14 protein-coding genes are annotated in these 15,360 nt (G+C 65.7%); 9 read left to right on the forward strand and 5 right to left on the reverse strand.

Translation table 11 applies throughout. The features are described 5' to 3' along the window. The 3 genes from rnd (at window position 1) to ACFB49_RS06935 (ending at window position 2,452) form a co-directional block, all read left to right on the forward strand. Complete coding sequence (gene rnd, locus ACFB49_RS06925) at window positions 1–1,173, forward strand: ribonuclease D (RefSeq protein ID WP_380877679.1); 1,173 nt, start codon at window positions 1–3, stop codon at window positions 1,171–1,173. 113 nt (window positions 1,174–1,286) lie between these two features. Next, a complete protein-coding gene (locus tag ACFB49_RS06930; protein ID WP_380877680.1) occupies window positions 1,287–2,144 on the forward strand; it encodes a Coq4 family protein in 858 nt (285 codons plus the stop codon). 17 nt (window positions 2,145–2,161) lie between these two features. Continuing rightward, window positions 2,162–2,452: an I78 family peptidase inhibitor gene (locus ACFB49_RS06935; protein WP_380877683.1), complete on the forward strand. Its 291-nt coding sequence runs from the start codon at window positions 2,162–2,164 to the stop codon at window positions 2,450–2,452. 4 nt (window positions 2,453–2,456) lie between these two features. Here ACFB49_RS06935 and ACFB49_RS06940 read toward each other — a convergent pair whose 3' ends face one another. Genes ACFB49_RS06940 through ACFB49_RS06955 form a run of 4 tightly spaced genes read right to left on the reverse strand, consistent with a single transcriptional unit; the run spans window position 2,457 to window position 8,056 of the window. Then, a complete protein-coding gene (locus ACFB49_RS06940; protein WP_380879879.1) occupies window positions 2,457–3,959 on the reverse strand; it encodes a Ppx/GppA family phosphatase in 1,503 nt (500 codons plus the stop codon). 42 nt (window positions 3,960–4,001) lie between these two features. Beyond that, entirely contained in the window at window positions 4,002–6,167 is a 2,166-nt protein-coding gene (locus ACFB49_RS06945; RefSeq protein WP_380877686.1) for an RNA degradosome polyphosphate kinase, read from the reverse strand. A gap of 21 nt (window positions 6,168–6,188) precedes the next feature. Then, the gene (locus ACFB49_RS06950; RefSeq protein ID WP_380877688.1) at window positions 6,189–6,797 is read right to left on the reverse strand and encodes a chromosomal replication initiator DnaA; all 609 of its coding nucleotides are present in this window, start codon (window positions 6,795–6,797) and stop codon (window positions 6,189–6,191) included. Further along, entirely contained in the window at window positions 6,794–8,056 is a 1,263-nt protein-coding gene (locus ACFB49_RS06955) for a heavy-metal-associated domain-containing protein (protein WP_380877689.1), read from the reverse strand. The genes ACFB49_RS06950 and ACFB49_RS06955 overlap by 4 nt, the downstream gene beginning before the upstream one ends. 60 nt (window positions 8,057–8,116) lie before the next feature. Between ACFB49_RS06955 and purM the strand changes: the two genes are divergently transcribed. The 4 genes from purM to ACFB49_RS06975 all read left to right on the forward strand — a co-directional run bounded on the left by purM (window position 8,117) and on the right by ACFB49_RS06975 (window position 11,031). After that, window positions 8,117–9,211 carry a phosphoribosylformylglycinamidine cyclo-ligase gene (purM, locus tag ACFB49_RS06960; protein WP_380877692.1) on the forward strand — a complete coding sequence of 365 codons (1,095 nt, stop codon included), beginning with the start codon at window positions 8,117–8,119 and terminating at the stop codon, window positions 9,209–9,211. Between the two features lie 43 nt (window positions 9,212–9,254). Further along, on the forward strand, window positions 9,255–9,782 hold the full coding sequence (gene purN / locus ACFB49_RS06965; RefSeq protein ID WP_380877695.1) for a phosphoribosylglycinamide formyltransferase: 528 nt from the start codon (window positions 9,255–9,257) through the stop codon (window positions 9,780–9,782). After that, entirely contained in the window at window positions 9,779–10,159 is a 381-nt protein-coding gene (locus tag ACFB49_RS06970) for an MmcQ/YjbR family DNA-binding protein (RefSeq protein WP_380877698.1), read from the forward strand. The genes purN and ACFB49_RS06970 overlap by 4 nt, the downstream gene beginning before the upstream one ends. A 143-nt stretch (window positions 10,160–10,302) precedes the next feature. Continuing rightward, on the forward strand, window positions 10,303–11,031 hold the full coding sequence (locus tag ACFB49_RS06975; protein ID WP_380877701.1) for a PEPxxWA-CTERM sorting domain-containing protein: 729 nt from the start codon (window positions 10,303–10,305) through the stop codon (window positions 11,029–11,031). A 41-nt stretch (window positions 11,032–11,072) separates the two neighbouring features. Here ACFB49_RS06975 and tpiA read toward each other — a convergent pair whose 3' ends face one another. Further along, entirely contained in the window at window positions 11,073–11,816 is a 744-nt protein-coding gene (gene tpiA / locus ACFB49_RS06980; RefSeq protein ID WP_380877703.1) for a triose-phosphate isomerase, read from the reverse strand. A 111-nt stretch (window positions 11,817–11,927) separates the two neighbouring features. Between tpiA and ACFB49_RS06985 the strand changes: the two genes are divergently transcribed. Continuing rightward, window positions 11,928–13,850, forward strand: a complete 1,923-nt coding sequence (locus ACFB49_RS06985; RefSeq protein ID WP_380877706.1) for a SurA N-terminal domain-containing protein — start codon at window positions 11,928–11,930, stop codon at window positions 13,848–13,850. Continuing rightward, window positions 13,847–15,358 (forward strand): anthranilate synthase component I, encoded by a 1,512-nt coding sequence (trpE, locus tag ACFB49_RS06990; RefSeq protein ID WP_380877708.1) that lies wholly within the window; start codon window positions 13,847–13,849, stop codon window positions 15,356–15,358. The genes ACFB49_RS06985 and trpE overlap by 4 nt, the downstream gene beginning before the upstream one ends. The last annotated feature ends 2 nt before the right edge of the window (window positions 15,359–15,360 follow it).

Here is a 15,360-nt window from a genome sequence, read left to right on the forward strand (position 1 = left end):
ATGAACATTCATCCGCTGATTACTGATAGCGCAACGCTTGCCGCTCTCGTCGCCCGTCTCGCCAAGTCACCTTATGTGGCGGTCGATACCGAGTTCATGCGCGAGAATACCTTCTGGCCGGATCTCTGCCTGATCCAGATCGCCGACGAGCATGAGGCTGCCGCGATCGACCCCAAGGCCAAAGGCATTGATCTCACACCGCTTCTCGACCTCATGGTCAATAATGAGGATGTGCTGAAGATCTTCCACGCCGGCGGCCAGGATCTCGAAATCGTTTACAACCTGACCGGCAAGACGCCGCATCCTTTGTTCGACACGCAGGTCGCGGCAATGGCCTTGGGCATGGGCGAACAGGTCGGTTACTCGAATCTCGTCGAATCCATGCTCGGCATCAAGCTCGACAAGGGCGCCCGCTTTACCGATTGGGGCCGCCGCCCGCTGGACAAGCGCCAGATCGATTATGCGATCGGCGATGTCACCTATTTGATGGAAATCTTCCCCAAGATCCTCAATCGCTTGCGGAAAACCGGCCGGGGCCAGTGGCTCGATCAGGAAATGGAGCGGCTGGGCGATCCGTCCAACTATGAAAATCTGCCCGAACTCGCCTGGCTGCGCATCCGCGTGCCGAGCCGCAAGGCCGACGTTCTCGGTCGGCTGAAGGCGCTGGCCGCTTGGCGCGAGCGCGAGGCGCAGGGCAAGAATCTGCCGCGCGGCCGCATCGCCAAGGACGAGACGCTGGCCGACATCGCCGCGCACCCGCCCAAGGTGCAGGCCGATCTCTCGCGAGTCCGCGGCCTCTCGCCGAGCTGGGCCACCAACGATATTGGCGGCCGCCTGATCGGCGCGATCGAGGCCGCGACCCCGCTGTCCGATGATGAAATGCCCGCGCGCGACGATCGCAAGCCCGGCCTTGGCAAGGAAGGCGCGCTGATCGCTGACCTCCTCAAGCTGCTGCTCAAGATCCGCTCGCGCGAATCGGACGTCGCTCCGCGGCTCATCGCCCGGTCGGAGGAGTTGGAGGCGATCGCCGCCGGCCAGCGCGAAGGCTTGGCGCTGCTCGAAGGCTGGCGCTACGATCTGTTCGGCAAGGATGCGATCGCGCTGGTCGAAGGGCGCACCGCCTTCAGCGTCCGCAAGGGCAAGCTGGTGATGTCGGAGCTCGTGCCGGAGTAAGCTTTGGCACAGTAAATCTGCTTCATTTTGCCCTTGGCGCTTCATCCAAGCGCAGGCAAACTCCGCCCTTACAAGCGCGTCCGCCAGAGGCGCGCCCGATCAGGAGGCGGATCATGGATGATTTCTCGCGTCTGGGCGTCCTCGACATTGCCACGCAGAGCAGCGTGCTCGTCAGTTCCTCGCGCTATCTCAACAACCCGCGGCTGGGCGATGCGATGAACACCGCCATGCTCCGCCGCAACGGGCCGGATCGGCGCGTGGGGTGGGACAGCACCAACATCGTCCGCGCTTATTGGGAAGTGCGCGACACCGCGCAAGTGAACCGCCTGCTCGCAGAGGAGCGCAAGCGCAATCCGGAGTTCGATGCGTTCATGGAGGAACGCTTCATCTCCAGTTTCAAGCGCGAGGACCTTGCCGACTACGCCAAGGGCACGCTCGGTCGGATCTTCTACGATTATCTGGTCGCCGGTGATCTCGACATCGCGCTCGATCCGCGGCTGCGCGTCGATCCCAACTGGCGGCCGGCGACAGACCTCGAATATTTCGAGCTGCGCTCTGCCCAGACGCATGATTTCGAGCATATCCTCGGCGGCGTCGGCTTCGATGCGATGGCGGAGGTCGTGCCCTTCTGGATGCGCATCGAGAATTGGAACCGCAACATGTCGCCCGAACTCGCGGGCGAGATGGTGGCGGTCCACATGTTGCTGATCATGCCGATGTTCACCCGCGTTCAGCTTCATTATCCGGCCGCTTACGCCACGCTTTCGGATTTCACGGAACGCGGCATCCAGATCGGTCGCGCCGCCAAGCCCTTGTTCATGGCGAAATATGAGGAACTGTTCGGCCTCAGCCTGGATGAAGCGCGCGCCGCGTTGAACATTCCACCCGTGGAACATTATGATTCGTCGGAAGTTTCCAGCTATTTCGGCGAAGGCGCGCCCGGTACGGCCAAGAAGGCCATGGCCGCCTGAACATCGGGAGGAGTTTTATGCGTTCCACTGTCCTGTTCGCTGCAGGTGTCTCGGTCCTGCTGCTGACCGCGTGCGAAACGACTCCCCCTGCCGACGAGGCCAGCACCATGTGCAATGCGGATGCCGGACAATCCTTCGTCGGCAAGACCGCGGACGAGGCGACCGTCGAACAGGCCCGCAAGGCGACCGGATCGAAGACCGTGCGTGTCACGCTCCCCAACCAGCCGGTGACGATGGATTATCGCCCCGATCGCCTGAACATCGGCACCGATGAAGCGAAAGTGATCCTGAAGGTCAGTTGCGGCTGAGCGGTCAGCCGGCCACCGCGAAACCCGCTTTAAGATCGAACGCCGCCGCCAGCGTCTTGTGGCGACGCTCGACCGATTCTCCGTAGAGCGCCGCATCGGCCTGCCGCAGCGTCAAGGTCACGGCTTCGCGATCGAGGCTGAGCGCGCTGGTCTCCAACGGCTCGGCGACGCCGCCGCTCAGTCGTTGGCCGAGCCGCATGGCAAGGCCCCAGCGTTCGGCCTGGGAAATATCCGCCGCCGCCAACAGTTGCGCCACGACTGGCGAGATTCCGGTGCCGCCGAAGCTGCGGAACAGCGCATGTGCCATCTTGGCGCGCCCCTGTGCATCGACTCCCACCCAATTGCCGTGCAGCGCCGTCTCGAGCCCGCGTTCCGCACGGAATTCTGGATGGGCGCGCCAGCCCACGTCGGCGAGCAGGCAGGTGGCATGGCGCAGCCGCGCGTCGGCCGCGGTTTCGCTTTCGAACAAGGGCGCCATCCAGCGATCGAGCAGGTCGCCATGTTCGGGGAAGCGCCCCTGGCGCACGCCCTCTTCGCGCGTGGCGCAGATCAGCGGGTCCTGCGCCTGCACCTCGGGCGGCAGACTGGCGTGGAGCAGCCCTTCGCGCAGTCCATAGGCTGATACGACGAGGCCGCTCGATCCCAGATGCCGCACCAGTGCGGCGAGCAGTGCCGCGGCATGGCCCAAGGTCGGGATACGCGGCTGCGACAGGCCCGAAACCTCGCGCAGCCTCGCCTTGTCGAGATGGGCGAGCGACCGGATCAGTCGCTGCGGTGCTTCGGCCGGCATGCGGTAATTGTGGATGATCGGCAGCGGGAAGCCCGACAGGTGCATCTCCAGCCGCGCCAGCGACCGCCACGAACCGCCGACCAGATAGAAAGGCAGGCCCTGACCCCGCCCTTCCCAGCCCGATTCGCCGATCGCTTCGTTGATCACACGCTCCAGCGCCTTCGGCCCCTTGTCGCGGATCGCCGCCACCCGCAGCACGCCCAGCGGAAAGGAAAGGCGTTCATGCACCTCGCCCTGGCCGACGCGGATCAGTTCCAGGCTGCCGCCACCGAGATCGCCGACGATGCCATCGGCGTCGGGAATGCCGGCGAGCACGCCATAGCCCGCCATCTTGGCCTCGTCCTCGCCCGAAAGCAGTTCGACCGCCAACCCAAGCGACTCGATGCGGCCGACAAATTCGGCACCGTTGCTCGCCTCGCGCACGGCCGCGGTGGCGACCGTCCGCACATCTGCAACGCCCATCTGTGCCGCAAGCCGCTGGAAGCGGGAAAGCGCAGTCAGCGCGCGATCGGTGGCTTCCGCATCCAGAGCGCCATCCCTCACCAGCCCGCGGCCGAGGCCGGCCATCACCTTTTCGTTGAACAGGATGGATGGGATGCGGACCGGCCCGTCATAGACGACGAGGCGGATGGAATTCGATCCAATGTCGATGATGGCCGTGCGGCCGTCCTCGATCCCCTTGCGGGGCTTCTTGCGGTAGAGCGATGCGGCGACCATGCGGGGCAAGGGATTAGCGGGAAACTGCCGCGTCCGAAACCCCTAGCCGCCCCGCCGCAGGCTCAATTTCGGCACCGCGCCGCTCCGTTCCAGCGCCGCACCTCGGCCCGAAAGCGACGGATTGGTCATGAAATAGCGATGCAGGTTGAACGGCCTTTTACCCGGCTCGACCCGTTCATAGCTGCCGTCCGATTTCAGGTGCCAGCTCTGTTCGCTGTCGATCAGATTGGCGACCATCACCTGATCGAGGATCTGGGCGTGGACCGTCTCATTCTCGATGGGCAGCATATATTCGACGCGCCGGTCGAAGTTGCGCGGCATCCAGTCCGCCGACGAGATGTAGATCTTCGCGTCGTTGTTGGGCAGCGCCGCGCCGTTGCCGAAGCACATGATGCGGCTATGCTCCAGGAAGCGCCCGACCACCGATTTGACGTGGATATTTTCAGAAAGGCCGGGAACGCCGGGCCGCAGGCAGCAAATGCCGCGCACGATGAGGTCGATCTGCACGCCCGCTGCGCTGGCGCGATAGAGCTGCTCGATGATCGCCGGATCAACCAGCGAGTTCATCTTCGCCCAGATCGCCGCCGGCTGGCCGGCATTGGCATTGTCGATTTCGGCCTGGATCAGATCGCACAGCCGGTCGCGCATCCCGTGCGGCGACATGACGAGCATTTCCAGGTTCGAAGGCTCGACATAACCGGTGATGTAGTTGAAGAGCTGCGCCGCATCGCGGCCGGCCCGCGGATCGGCGGTGAAGAAGCTCAGGTCCGTGTAAATCTTGGCCGTCACCGGATGATAGTTGCCAGTGCCGAAATGGCAGTAGGTCTTGTATCCGCCGCCCTCGCGCCGGACGACCATCGACACCTTGGCGTGGGTCTTCCAGTCGACGAAACCGTAGACGACCTGCACGCCCGCGCGTTCGAGCTGCGAGGCCCACATCAAATTCTGCTCTTCGTCGAACCGCGCCTTGAGCTCCACGACCGCGGTCACCGACTTGCCGGCTTCGGCCGCATCGACCAGCGCGCGAATCACCGCCGATTGCTTGCCCGCGCGATAGAGCGTCTGCTTGATCGCCACCACGTCGGGATCGCTCGCCGCCTGGCGCAGGAAGGCCAGCACCACATCGAACGACTCATAAGGGTGGTGGACGACGATGTCCTTGGCGCGGATCGCCGCGAAGCAATCGCCGCCATGTTCGCGAATACGTTCCGGAAAACGGGGTGCGAAGGGCGGGAATTTAAGGTCCGGCCGATCCTCATCGACAAGCTGTTCGAGATCGGAAATGCCGAGGAACTGCTCGGTGTCGGTGATGATCGCCTCCGACCCGACGATCTCGTCCTTCACCAGCCGCTCCAGCGACGCGGGCATACCGGCGAGCAGTTCGAGACGGATCACCCGCCCCTTGCGCCGCCTTTTGATGGCGGAACGGAAATAGCGGACGAGATCCTCGGCCTCTTCCTCCACTTCGATGTCGCTGTCGCGAATGACGCGGAAGGCGCCATACCCTTCCACGGCATAGCCGGGGAAAAGCACGCCGGTGAATCGCCGGATCGACGCTTCGATCGATACATAGCGGGCCGCCGCACCCGGCAGCCGGACGAAGCGCGGCAATGTCGCCGGCACCATCAGCAACTCGCGAATCGGTTCGCCGTCGGAAAGCCGTTTGAGTTCGAACAACAGGCTGAAGCCCTTGTTCGGAATGAACGGAAACGGATGCGCGGGATCGAGCGCCTGCGGCGTCAGCACCGGAAATATCTGCTCGCGGAAATGTTGTTCGAGCCACGCAGCTTCTTCGCCAACAATCTCTTGATGCCCGAGAACCTTGATTCCGGCCTGCTCCAGCTCCGATCTCAGATCGCGCCACACGGCCGTCTGCGAATCCGTCAAAAGATCCGCCTCGAGCTCGATCGCGGCAAGTTGCTGGGCGACGGTCAGTCCATCGGCCGAACGAGCGTCGACATTTTCGGTCAACTGCCCTTTGAGGCCGGCCACGCGGACCATGAAGAATTCGTCGAGATTATTGCCGGAAATCGACAGGAAGCGCAGCCGTTCCAGCAGCGGATGGGCAGTGTTGCACGCCTCTTCCAGCACGCGCCGGTTGAACCCCAGCCACGAAATCTCGCGGTTGAAATAGCGTTGCGACGGCTCGACCTCGAAGGTGGCGGGCTCGATGTCGGCGATCGGTTGAAGGGCTGCAGCGTCGTCCATGGTTACAGACTAGGCCATAACTCATGAATCGTCGATGACACCCAGTGCCGCCAGTGCCTCGCGCGCCAGCGGCACCGTGATTCGCGATCGCTTGGCGAGCGCAAGCTGGTCGAGCGCGTCGATGATCTGCAGGATCGCCACATAGCTGCGCTCGATCCGTGGCAGCAGATAGGCCGTCACCTCAGGCCCCGCCGCCAGACCGCGCTGGCCGAGCAGCCGTTCCAGCAGCGCCGCCGCCAGCGCGTCGTCCGGCTCGCCGATCGCGACATGCGGCGTCGCGGCGATGCGCGATCGCAGATCGGGCAGGCGAATCTCCCACAGCGGGGGAGCCGCGTCGGTGATCAACAATAGCGGCCTACGGTCTGCCTGCGCGCGGTTCCAGGCGTGGAACAGCTCCTCCTCGGGCCGGCGATCCGCGTCATCGATCAATCTGCCACCGGCATGGGCGACGAAGATGCGGCCGAGCAGGCTGCGTCCCGATTTACGCGGCCCGGTCAGCACCGTCGCCATCACCGGCCACAACGCGCGATGTTCCAGATGGCGAAGCGCCAGCGCGTTGGCTTCGCCGCGACAGAAATCCCGTTCGTCCTCCACCGCCGGCCAGGCGAATGGCAGGGCGATCTGGCTCATTGAGCGCCCGGTGTCGGGGCCGGTGGCGGTGGGGCAGCGGCGGCTGCACGCCGGATGCGAAGCGTGCCTGGTCCTTCGTCGACGCGCCAGCCACGCGCTTGCAGTGCCACCTTGAGGCCGCTGATGTCGCCTTCATAGCCGACCCGCATCACCGAAGTGCCGCCGAGCGCCATGCTGGTCGTCTCGACACTGCGCACGCCGGGGACGCCGCGCAGCATGCCCTCCGCGGCGGTCAGCGCAGCGGCATCGGCTGTATCGACCTGGATGTTGTAGGGGGCGGCCGTCACGGCCACCTCGTCCGCCATCGTTTCGTTGGCGAAGGCCTCGTCGGACAGCTCCTCGGGCTCCTCCTCGATCACCAGCGAGGGATCGGGGCGCAGCCGGCCGTCGCGCAACGCCTGCGAGAAGCTTGCATCCATCCGGCGCACGCCCTCGTCCATCAGCGCCGGCAGCGCATCGCCGTTCGGCACGCGGAGCGTGAAGCGGTCGAGGATGCGGTCGTCCGGGCCATGCCGAGCCGTGAAACGCGCCGTGATCGGCCCGCCCGGCCAACTTCGCTCGACCGCGACCTCGGCAATGATCACGTCCGCCGCACCGAACTGATCGAGGATCATCCGCCACCAGCCGCGCCCCGGCCGGCCCGTCTGCGCGACGTTCAGCAACAGTGGATCGCTACCCGTCCCTGTCGGCCGCACATAATCGATCGGGCTGCCGCCGGGGCGGAAGCGCGCCCAGGCCCGCTGCCATTCGGTCCGCGTCTCGAAGCTGGTCGGCGTGCCGCCCGACCAGATGACCGGGATCAGCAGCATCGGCGGCGATCGCATCGCTTGGCCATGGCTGCCGAGCAACTGGCCGGTGCGCGCGCGATCGAACAGCACGCCCAGCTTGGCGATATAGCGCCGCGGGCTGACCTGCTCGTCCTCGACGACGATACCGGCGACGATCGAATCGAGCGTCGAATCGGAAAGGCTGGGTGCCGCCGAAACCGGCTGGCCGTTGGTCCGGCTCCACAGCAAGGCCCATCCCTTGCGCTGCGCCACCCGCCAGCCGCCCATCCGCGCCGAATCCGCATCCTTGCCGGTCACGTCGACGGCAACGCCGCCCACTTCATAGCTGGAACTGCTGTCAATCGGCGCGATTCCGCGGTCGCTGCCCTCGATCTGGGCGACGACAACACCGGCCACGCCCAGCATGGCGACCGCCGCAACGGCGATCCAGGTGCGATTCCATTGGGCGAAGGGACGAACGGCAGAGATCACGCGCGTCTTTTGGCGACTTGGGCGTGGAAATCCAAGCGCGATATGTCTAGTCGAGCGAACATGAGCGACGACACCCCTTATACCTACGCCAAGGCCGGCGTCTCCATCGCGGCCGGGAACGCCCTCGTGAAGGCGATCGCGCCGCTGGCGCGCGCCACCGCGCGACCGGGCGCCAACGCCGATCTCGGCGGCTTCGGCGGCTTCTTCGATCTCAAGGCCGCGGGCTATAAGGATCCGCTGCTGGTCGCGGCCAATGACGGTGTCGGCACCAAGCTCAAGCTCGCGATCGACAGCGGCAAGCACGGTGGCGTCGGCATCGATCTCGTTGCGATGTGCGCGAACGATCTCATCGTTCAGGGCGCCGAGCCGCTTTTCTTCCTCGATTATTTCGCCACCGGCCGACTCGACAACGGCGTCGCCGAGCAGGTGATCGCCGGCATCGCCGAAGGCTGCCGTATCGCCGGCTGCGCGCTGATCGGTGGTGAGACGGCCGAAATGCCCGGCATGTATGCCGATGGCGATTACGACCTCGCCGGCTTCTGCGTCGGCGCGGTCGAGCGCGATCAGGCGCTGACTGGCACCCGCGTCGCCGACGGCGACATCATCCTCGGCATCGCCTCCTCGGGCGTCCACTCCAACGGCTTCTCGCTCGTCCGCCGGCTCGCTGCGGACAAGGGATGGAAGCTCGATCGCCCGGCTTTGTTCGATCAGGATGTGCTGCTGATCGACGCTTTGCTCGCGCCGACGCGCATCTATGTGAAGTCGCTGCTGCCGCTCGTTCGCGCCGGTCAGGTGCAGGCGATGGCGCACATCACCGGCGGCGGCCTGCTGGAGAACATCCCGCGCGTGCTGCCCAAGGGCCTCCATGCCCATGTCGACGCCGATGCGTGGCCGCAGCCGCGGCTGATGGCCTTCCTGCAGGCGCAGGGCAATATCGAGCCGGGCGAGATGGCGCGCACTTTCAACTGCGGCATCGGCATGGCCGTAATCGTCCGTCCGGGTGACGCCGACGCCGTCACCGCGGGGCTGGAAGCGGCGGGCGAAACCGTGTTCCGCATCGGCCATATCGCGGCCGGCGACAAGGGTTGCACCGTCAAGGGCTCGAACGAGGCGTGGAGCGCACGCGAGCCCTGGACCGCCACCCATAATGACTGATCCGGTCCGCGTCGGGATTCTCATCTCGGGGCGGGGCACGAACATGGCGACGCTGGTTCACGCCAGCACCGTCGCCGATTGCCCCTATCGCGTCGTCTGCGTGCTTTCCAATGTCGAGGATGCGGGCGGCCTGAAGCTGGCGGCGGATGCGGGCGTGCCGACCTGGGCCAAGAGCCACAAGGGCATTCCCCGCGCCGAATTCGATCGGTTGCTCGACGCCGAGCTGCGCGCGGCCAATGTCGAGCTGATCGCGCTCGCCGGCTATATGCGCCTGCTGTCGCCGGAGTTCATCAGCGGCTGGAAGGGGCGCATCCTCAACGTCCACCCCTCGCTGCTGCCGCTCTACAAGGGCCTCGACACCCACGCCCGCGCAATCGCCGCGGGCGATATGGAGGCGGGCTGCTCGGTCCATGTCGTGACGCCCGAACTGGATGACGGCCCGGTCATCGCGCAGGCGCGCGTGCCGATCCTGCCGGGCGACACCCCCGACCTGCTGGCCGATCGCGTGCTGGCCGAAGAACATAAGCTCTACGCCGTCGCCCTCGCCGATTATGCAAGGAGCCTGAGATGAGCGACCCGCGCTTGCTCGAGGAAGTCCGCCGCATCTGCCTGGCGCTGCCCGAAGCGAGTACGAAGCTCAGCCATGGCAGCCATGCCTTCCAGGTCGCCGGCAAGAAGATGTTCGCTTATTTCACCGACGATCATCATCATGACGGCATCACCAGCGTCTGCGTGAAGACCAGCGGCCGCGACGAGCAGGAGATGCTGCTCGAAAGCGATCCCGAGCTTTATTATTTCCCCGCTTATATCGGCGTGTCGGGCTGGATCGGCATCAGACTGGAAGAGCGTGGGCGCGAACTGGCCGCGCCCGACTGGGATCACGTCGCCGATCGCGTGGCCCACAGTTACCGCCTCGCCGCGCCCAAGCGCCTCGCCGCTCAGATCTGACGAAATCGACAAACATCACAGAGACATCGACGAAAAGGTACGATTCGGGTTGCGGACATCGTTAAGCGGCCGTTAGGAAAGCTTAAGTCGCCCTAAAATCAGAAAATTCGTTCCTGTTGCTTCCATTTTGGGGAGATTTCCTGATGTCGTCTCTATCTTCTCGCCGCCTGGCGCTCGCGCTCGGCGGCGCGGCCTCTGCTCTGCTGTTGGCCCTGCCCGCCAATGCTCAGAACATCCTCTATCGCAACGATTCGGTGCTGGGCACCGACTATTTCGGCAACGTGCTGGCCAGCGGCGGCTATGATCTGACGTCGACCGACAATGACCTCGGCAGCTTCACGCTCGGCGATTATGATCTGGTCGTTTACGCCAACCAGAACAGCAACGCCTTTGCCGAGGATATTGCCGCGCTTGACGCCTATGTCGCAGCCGGCGGCCGGGTGATCTTTACCGATTGGCAGTCGAGCTCGCCCGATTTCCTGGGCGGCACCTTCACCGGCAACAACAACCAGACGGAAATAACGGTTTCCGGCCCGTTCGCGACCGGCATTTCGGGCACGCTGACGGCCACCAATCCGGGCTGGGGCATCTACACCACCGGCCTGTCGGCGACGACGGGCACCGTCGCCGCGACCTTCGCCAATGGCGACGCCGCGATCATCTACGGCAATGATGGCCGCACGATCTGGAACGGCTTCCTGACCGACACGGTCGATTCGGAGCAGCTCTACAAGAACCAGCTCGCATTCGTCTTCGGCGCGTCGAGCCCGGTTCCCGAGCCCGCAACTTGGGCGATGATGATCTCCGGCTTCGGCCTTGTCGGCGGGGCGATGCGCCGCCAGCGGATGACGACGCGAGTCACTTTCGCCTGAAAAAGCGGGCGCTTCGCTGATCGCGGAGCGCCCGTTTCGGCTCAGCCCGCCGCACCCTCGATAATCGGCACGAACTGCGCCGCCGTCAGGCTCGCGCCGCCGACGAGTGCGCCATCGACATCGGCGACCGCCATCAGCTCCGCCGCATTGGTCGGCTTCACCGATCCGCCATAAAGGATGCGCACCTTGGCGCCCTCCCCGCCCAGCAGTGCGCTGAGCTTGGCGCGGATCGCCGCGTGCATCTCGGCCACGTCCGCGGTGGACGGCGTGCGGCCGGTGCCGATCGCCCAGACCGGTTCATAAGCGACGACCAGGGTCGCGCCCGTGCCGGCAGGCGGCACCGATCCATCAAGCTGCCCTTCAACCACCGCGACAGCCCGGCCGGCGTCGCGCTCGGCCTCGGTTTCGCCGACGCAAACGATCGCCACCAGCCCGGCACCGATCGCCGCTTCGGCCTTGGCGCGGACCAGCGCATCGCTTTCGCCATGATCGGCGCGGCGTTCGCTATGGCCGAGGATGATGTAGCGGCCGCCGACGTCCGCGATCAGGCCCGCCGCGACATCGCCGGTATGCGCGCCGCTCGTGCCCGTGTGGCAATCCTGCGCGCCGATGGCGAGCTGCGGCTGGCGCTGTGCTGCTGCGGCGATCAGCGGAAAGGGCGGGCAGATGGCGACGTCCAGCCCGTTATGGACGGCAGCGGCAGCGGCGATCGCATCCAGCTCGGCCAGCGCCGCGATCGATCCGTTCATCTTCCAGTTTCCAGCCACCAGCTTCCGCAACGCCATCACCGCCTCCCTGAAAATCAATGTCGGGGCTGCCCGTAGCGCCCCGCCGCTTGATGGCGCAAGCCCGCGCCTCTATGGCGGAGGTCTTCGGCAATGGCCCCAGGACCAGCAATGATTTCCTTCTTCCGTCGCGCGCTTTCTTCCTGGCTGGTGCTGGGCCTTTTCGGCCTGGTCCTGATCGCCTTCGCGGTGACGAGCATCGATCCGAGCTGGATCAACGGCAGCAACTCCAGCGGTCCGCAACTTGCGACCGTCGGGAGATCGAAGGTCAGCGCGACCGAGACGCGCCAGCGCATCGACAATGCGCTGCGCCAGGCCCAGCAGCAAAATCCGCAGCTCGACATGGCGGGCTTCGCCGCCCAGGGCGCGATCGACCAGATCATTGATCAGGCCATTGCCTTCCGCGCTCTCGAAGTCTGGGGCCGCGCCAACGGGCTCGGCGTCAGCGATCGGCTTATCGATGGCGAAATCGCCAGCACGCCGGCTTTCTTCGGCCTCACCGGACGGTTCGATCGCACGGCGATGGAAAATGCGTTGAATCAGGCGCGCATCAGCGAGCGTCAGTATCGCACCGACATCGCGGGTGACGCGCTCCGTCGCCAACTTTTCGTGCCGATCGCTTTTGGTGCTCGTGCGCCCGATGCGCTGCTGATGGCCAATGCGTCGCTGCTGCTCGAACAGCGCACGGGCCTGATCGGCATCGTGCCGTCCGAAGCCATTCCTGCCGGCCCCGCACCGACGGACCCTGAGATCCAGGCTTTCTACAAGGCCAATATCGCCCGATTCACCATCCCCGAACGCCGCGTGCTGCGCTACGCGATCTTCGGTCAGGATAATCTGCCCGGCAATTTCACGCCGACCGAGGCGGAGATCGACGCTTTCTACAAGGCCAATGCAGCCACTTATGCCGCGAACGAGACCCGCTCGATCGCGCAAGTCATTCTGTCCGATCAGAAAGCCGCCGCTGCGCTGGTCGCCAAGGTCAAGGCCGGCACGCCGATCGCCGATGCCGCCAAGCAAGCTGGCGTCGAAGCGCTGACCTCCGATGTCGCCAAGGCGAAACTCGCCGAAAGCGCTTCGGCCGCCATTGCCGACGCAGCCTTCACCCAGCCCCAGGGCGGTGTTGCCGGCCCGATCAAGGGCGATCTCGGCTGGTATGTCGTCCAGGTCGCGAAGATCAACGCCACTGCCGGCCGCTCGCTGGCCGCGGTCCGCGCCGAGATCGCCGAATCGCTCACCAAGCAGAAGCGCGATGAGACGCTGGCCTCGCTGGTCAGCGGCGTTGAGGACGAGATCGCCGACGGCGCGAGCTTCGATGATGTCGTGAAGGCGAAGAAGCTCGTGGTCGCGACCACGCCGGCCATCCTGACCGACGGCCGCGCGCCGGATCAGCCCGCGTGGCAGGCGCCGCCGGAAGTGGCCGCGCTGATGCGCTCTGCGTCGCAGATGACCACCGAGGATGACCCGACCGTCGAAACCATCGGTGCCGAGCGTTATGCGCTGATGCAGGTTTCGCAGGTCGTGCCCGCCACGCCCGCCCCGCTCACCGACGTGCGCGAGGCGGTGATCGCCGGTATCCGCAGCGAACGCACCGCCAAGCAGGCCCGCGCCATCGCCGACGCCATTCTGGCGAAGGCCAAGGCCGGCACCCCGCTCGCCGATGCCTTCGCTCAGGCTGGCGTCCGCTTGCCGGCGCCGACCAAGGCAGCCGCGCGACAGATGGATCTGCTGCGCCAGGATCGCCCCGCGCCGCCGCCGCTCAAGCTGATGTTCGGCATGAAGAAGGGCGAAACCCGCCTGATCGCCGCGCCGAACAATGCCGGCTGGTTCGTCGTCCAGCTGGGCGACGTGATTGCCGGCGATGCCAAGACGGAGCCTGCGCTCGTCAATTCGCTGCGCGGCGGCTTCTCGCGCAACATCGGCGACGAATATCTCCAGCAGTTCGTCGCGGCCGCCTCCAAGGATGTCGGTGTCCAGCGCAACGCGCCGGCGATCAACGCGCTGAAAGCGGAACTGGGCGGGCAGGGCCGGTGACACCGGCCCATGATGCGAAAGCGGCGGCAGATTTGCGCGCCGGCAAACCGGCGCTCGTGTGGCGCCGGCAGATCGCCGACGTCGACACACCGATCGCCGCCGCGCTCAAGCTGATCGAGCCGGGTCGTGGCGATTTCCTGCTCGAATCGGTGGAAGGCGGCGCCGCGCGTGGGCGCTATACCCTGCTCGGCCTCGCCCCCGATCTCGTCTTCCGCGCCGAGGGCCGGTCGGCCACGATCAACCACCGCTGGCTCACCGATCGCGCGGCGTTTGAGCCGTGCGAGGCCGATACGCTGACAGCGATGCGCGCGCTGGTTTCGCAGTGCCGCATGGACGTGCCCGAAGGGCTGCCCTCCGCGCTCGCCTGTCTCGTCGGTTATTTCGCCTATGAAACGGTCGGCCTGGTCGAAAAACTGCCGCGCCCGCCGGCCAACCCGCTCGATCTGCCGGACATGCTGTTCGTCCGGCCCACCCTGATCCTCGTGTTCGATCGGCTGGCGGACGAGCTTTTCTTGGTCGCCCCGCTCTGGCCCGATGCAAGCGAGGATGCAGATGCCGCCGTTGCGCTTGCCAACGAGCGCATCGACAGCGCCTCCGCGCGCCTGGCCGCAGCGCTCCCGCCGCGCGCCGCAACGCCCGCCGCCCCGCCCGATGCCACCCCGCAACGCGCGGTTCCGGCAGAGCGCTATCGCGACATGGTGTTGAAGGCGAAGGACTATATCGCCGCTGGCGACATCTTTCAGGTGGTCCTAGCGCAGCGTTTCTCGCTGCCCTTCCCGCTACCGCCCTTCGATCTTTATCGTTCGCTGCGACGGATCAACCCGTCGCCCTTCCTCTATTTCCTCGACATGCCTGGTTTCGCGATCATCGGCTCCTCGCCGGAAATCCTCGTCCGCGCCCGCGATGGCGAGGTGACGATCCGGCCGATCGCCGGCACACGGCCCCGCGGCAAGACCGCCGCCGAGGATGCCGCCAACCGCGATTCGCTGCTCGCCGACCCCAAGGAACGCGCCGAACATCTCATGCTGCTCGATCTCGGCCGCAACGACATTGGTCGCGTCGCGGAAGCCGGCACCATCACCGTGACGGACAGCTACACGATCGAAAAATACAGCCACGTCATGCACATCGTCTCAAATGTGGTCGGTCGCCTCGCGCCCGAAAAGGACGCGCTCGACGCCCTCTTCGCGGGCTTCCCGGCGGGCACCGTCTCCGGCGCGCCCAAGGTCCGCGCGTGCGAGATCATCGCCGAGCTCGAGCCCGAATCGCGCGGCGCTTATGCTGGCGGCGTCGGTTATTTCTCGCCCGACGGGTCGATGGATAGCTGCATCGTGCTCCGCACCGCGGTGGTGAAGGATGGCGTCATGCACGTCCAGGCCGGCGCCGGCATCGTCGCCGACAGCGACCCCGCTTATGAACAGCGCGAATGCGAAGCCAAGACTGGCGCGCTGCTTGCCGCCGCAGGCGAAGCGATAAGCCGTGCTCATGAAGCGGGGTTCGGCCAATAGCG

Source organism: Sphingomonas sp. DBB INV C78, assembly GCF_042693015.1.
In the GTDB taxonomy this organism is placed as follows: domain Bacteria; phylum Pseudomonadota; class Alphaproteobacteria; order Sphingomonadales; family Sphingomonadaceae; genus Sphingomonas_E.

Excerpts from the sequence above, each read along its gene's own strand:
- ACFB49_RS06940 (WP_380879879.1), bottom strand. The coding sequence starts at position 3,959 with ATGGTCGCCGCATCGCTCTACCGCAAGAAGCCCCGCAAGGGGATCGAG.
- ACFB49_RS06930 (WP_380877680.1), top strand. The coding sequence starts at position 1,287 with ATGGATGATTTCTCGCGTCTGGGCGTCCTCGACATTGCCACGCAGAGC.
- ACFB49_RS06975 (WP_380877701.1), top strand. The coding sequence starts at position 10,303 with ATGTCGTCTCTATCTTCTCGCCGCCTGGCGCTCGCGCTCGGCGGCGCG.
- rnd (WP_380877679.1), top strand. The coding sequence starts at position 1 with ATGAACATTCATCCGCTGATTACTGATAGCGCAACGCTTGCCGCTCTC.
- ACFB49_RS06935 (WP_380877683.1), top strand. The coding sequence starts at position 2,162 with ATGCGTTCCACTGTCCTGTTCGCTGCAGGTGTCTCGGTCCTGCTGCTG.
- ACFB49_RS06985 (WP_380877706.1), top strand. The coding sequence starts at position 11,928 with ATGATTTCCTTCTTCCGTCGCGCGCTTTCTTCCTGGCTGGTGCTGGGC.
- ACFB49_RS06970 (WP_380877698.1), top strand. The coding sequence starts at position 9,779 with ATGAGCGACCCGCGCTTGCTCGAGGAAGTCCGCCGCATCTGCCTGGCG.
- purN (WP_380877695.1), top strand. The coding sequence starts at position 9,255 with ATGGCGACGCTGGTTCACGCCAGCACCGTCGCCGATTGCCCCTATCGC.
- purM (WP_380877692.1), top strand. The coding sequence starts at position 8,117 with ATGAGCGACGACACCCCTTATACCTACGCCAAGGCCGGCGTCTCCATC.
- ACFB49_RS06945 (WP_380877686.1), bottom strand. The coding sequence starts at position 6,167 with ATGGACGACGCTGCAGCCCTTCAACCGATCGCCGACATCGAGCCCGCC.
- ACFB49_RS06950 (WP_380877688.1), bottom strand. The coding sequence starts at position 6,797 with ATGAGCCAGATCGCCCTGCCATTCGCCTGGCCGGCGGTGGAGGACGAA.
- tpiA (WP_380877703.1), bottom strand. The coding sequence starts at position 11,816 with ATGGCGTTGCGGAAGCTGGTGGCTGGAAACTGGAAGATGAACGGATCG.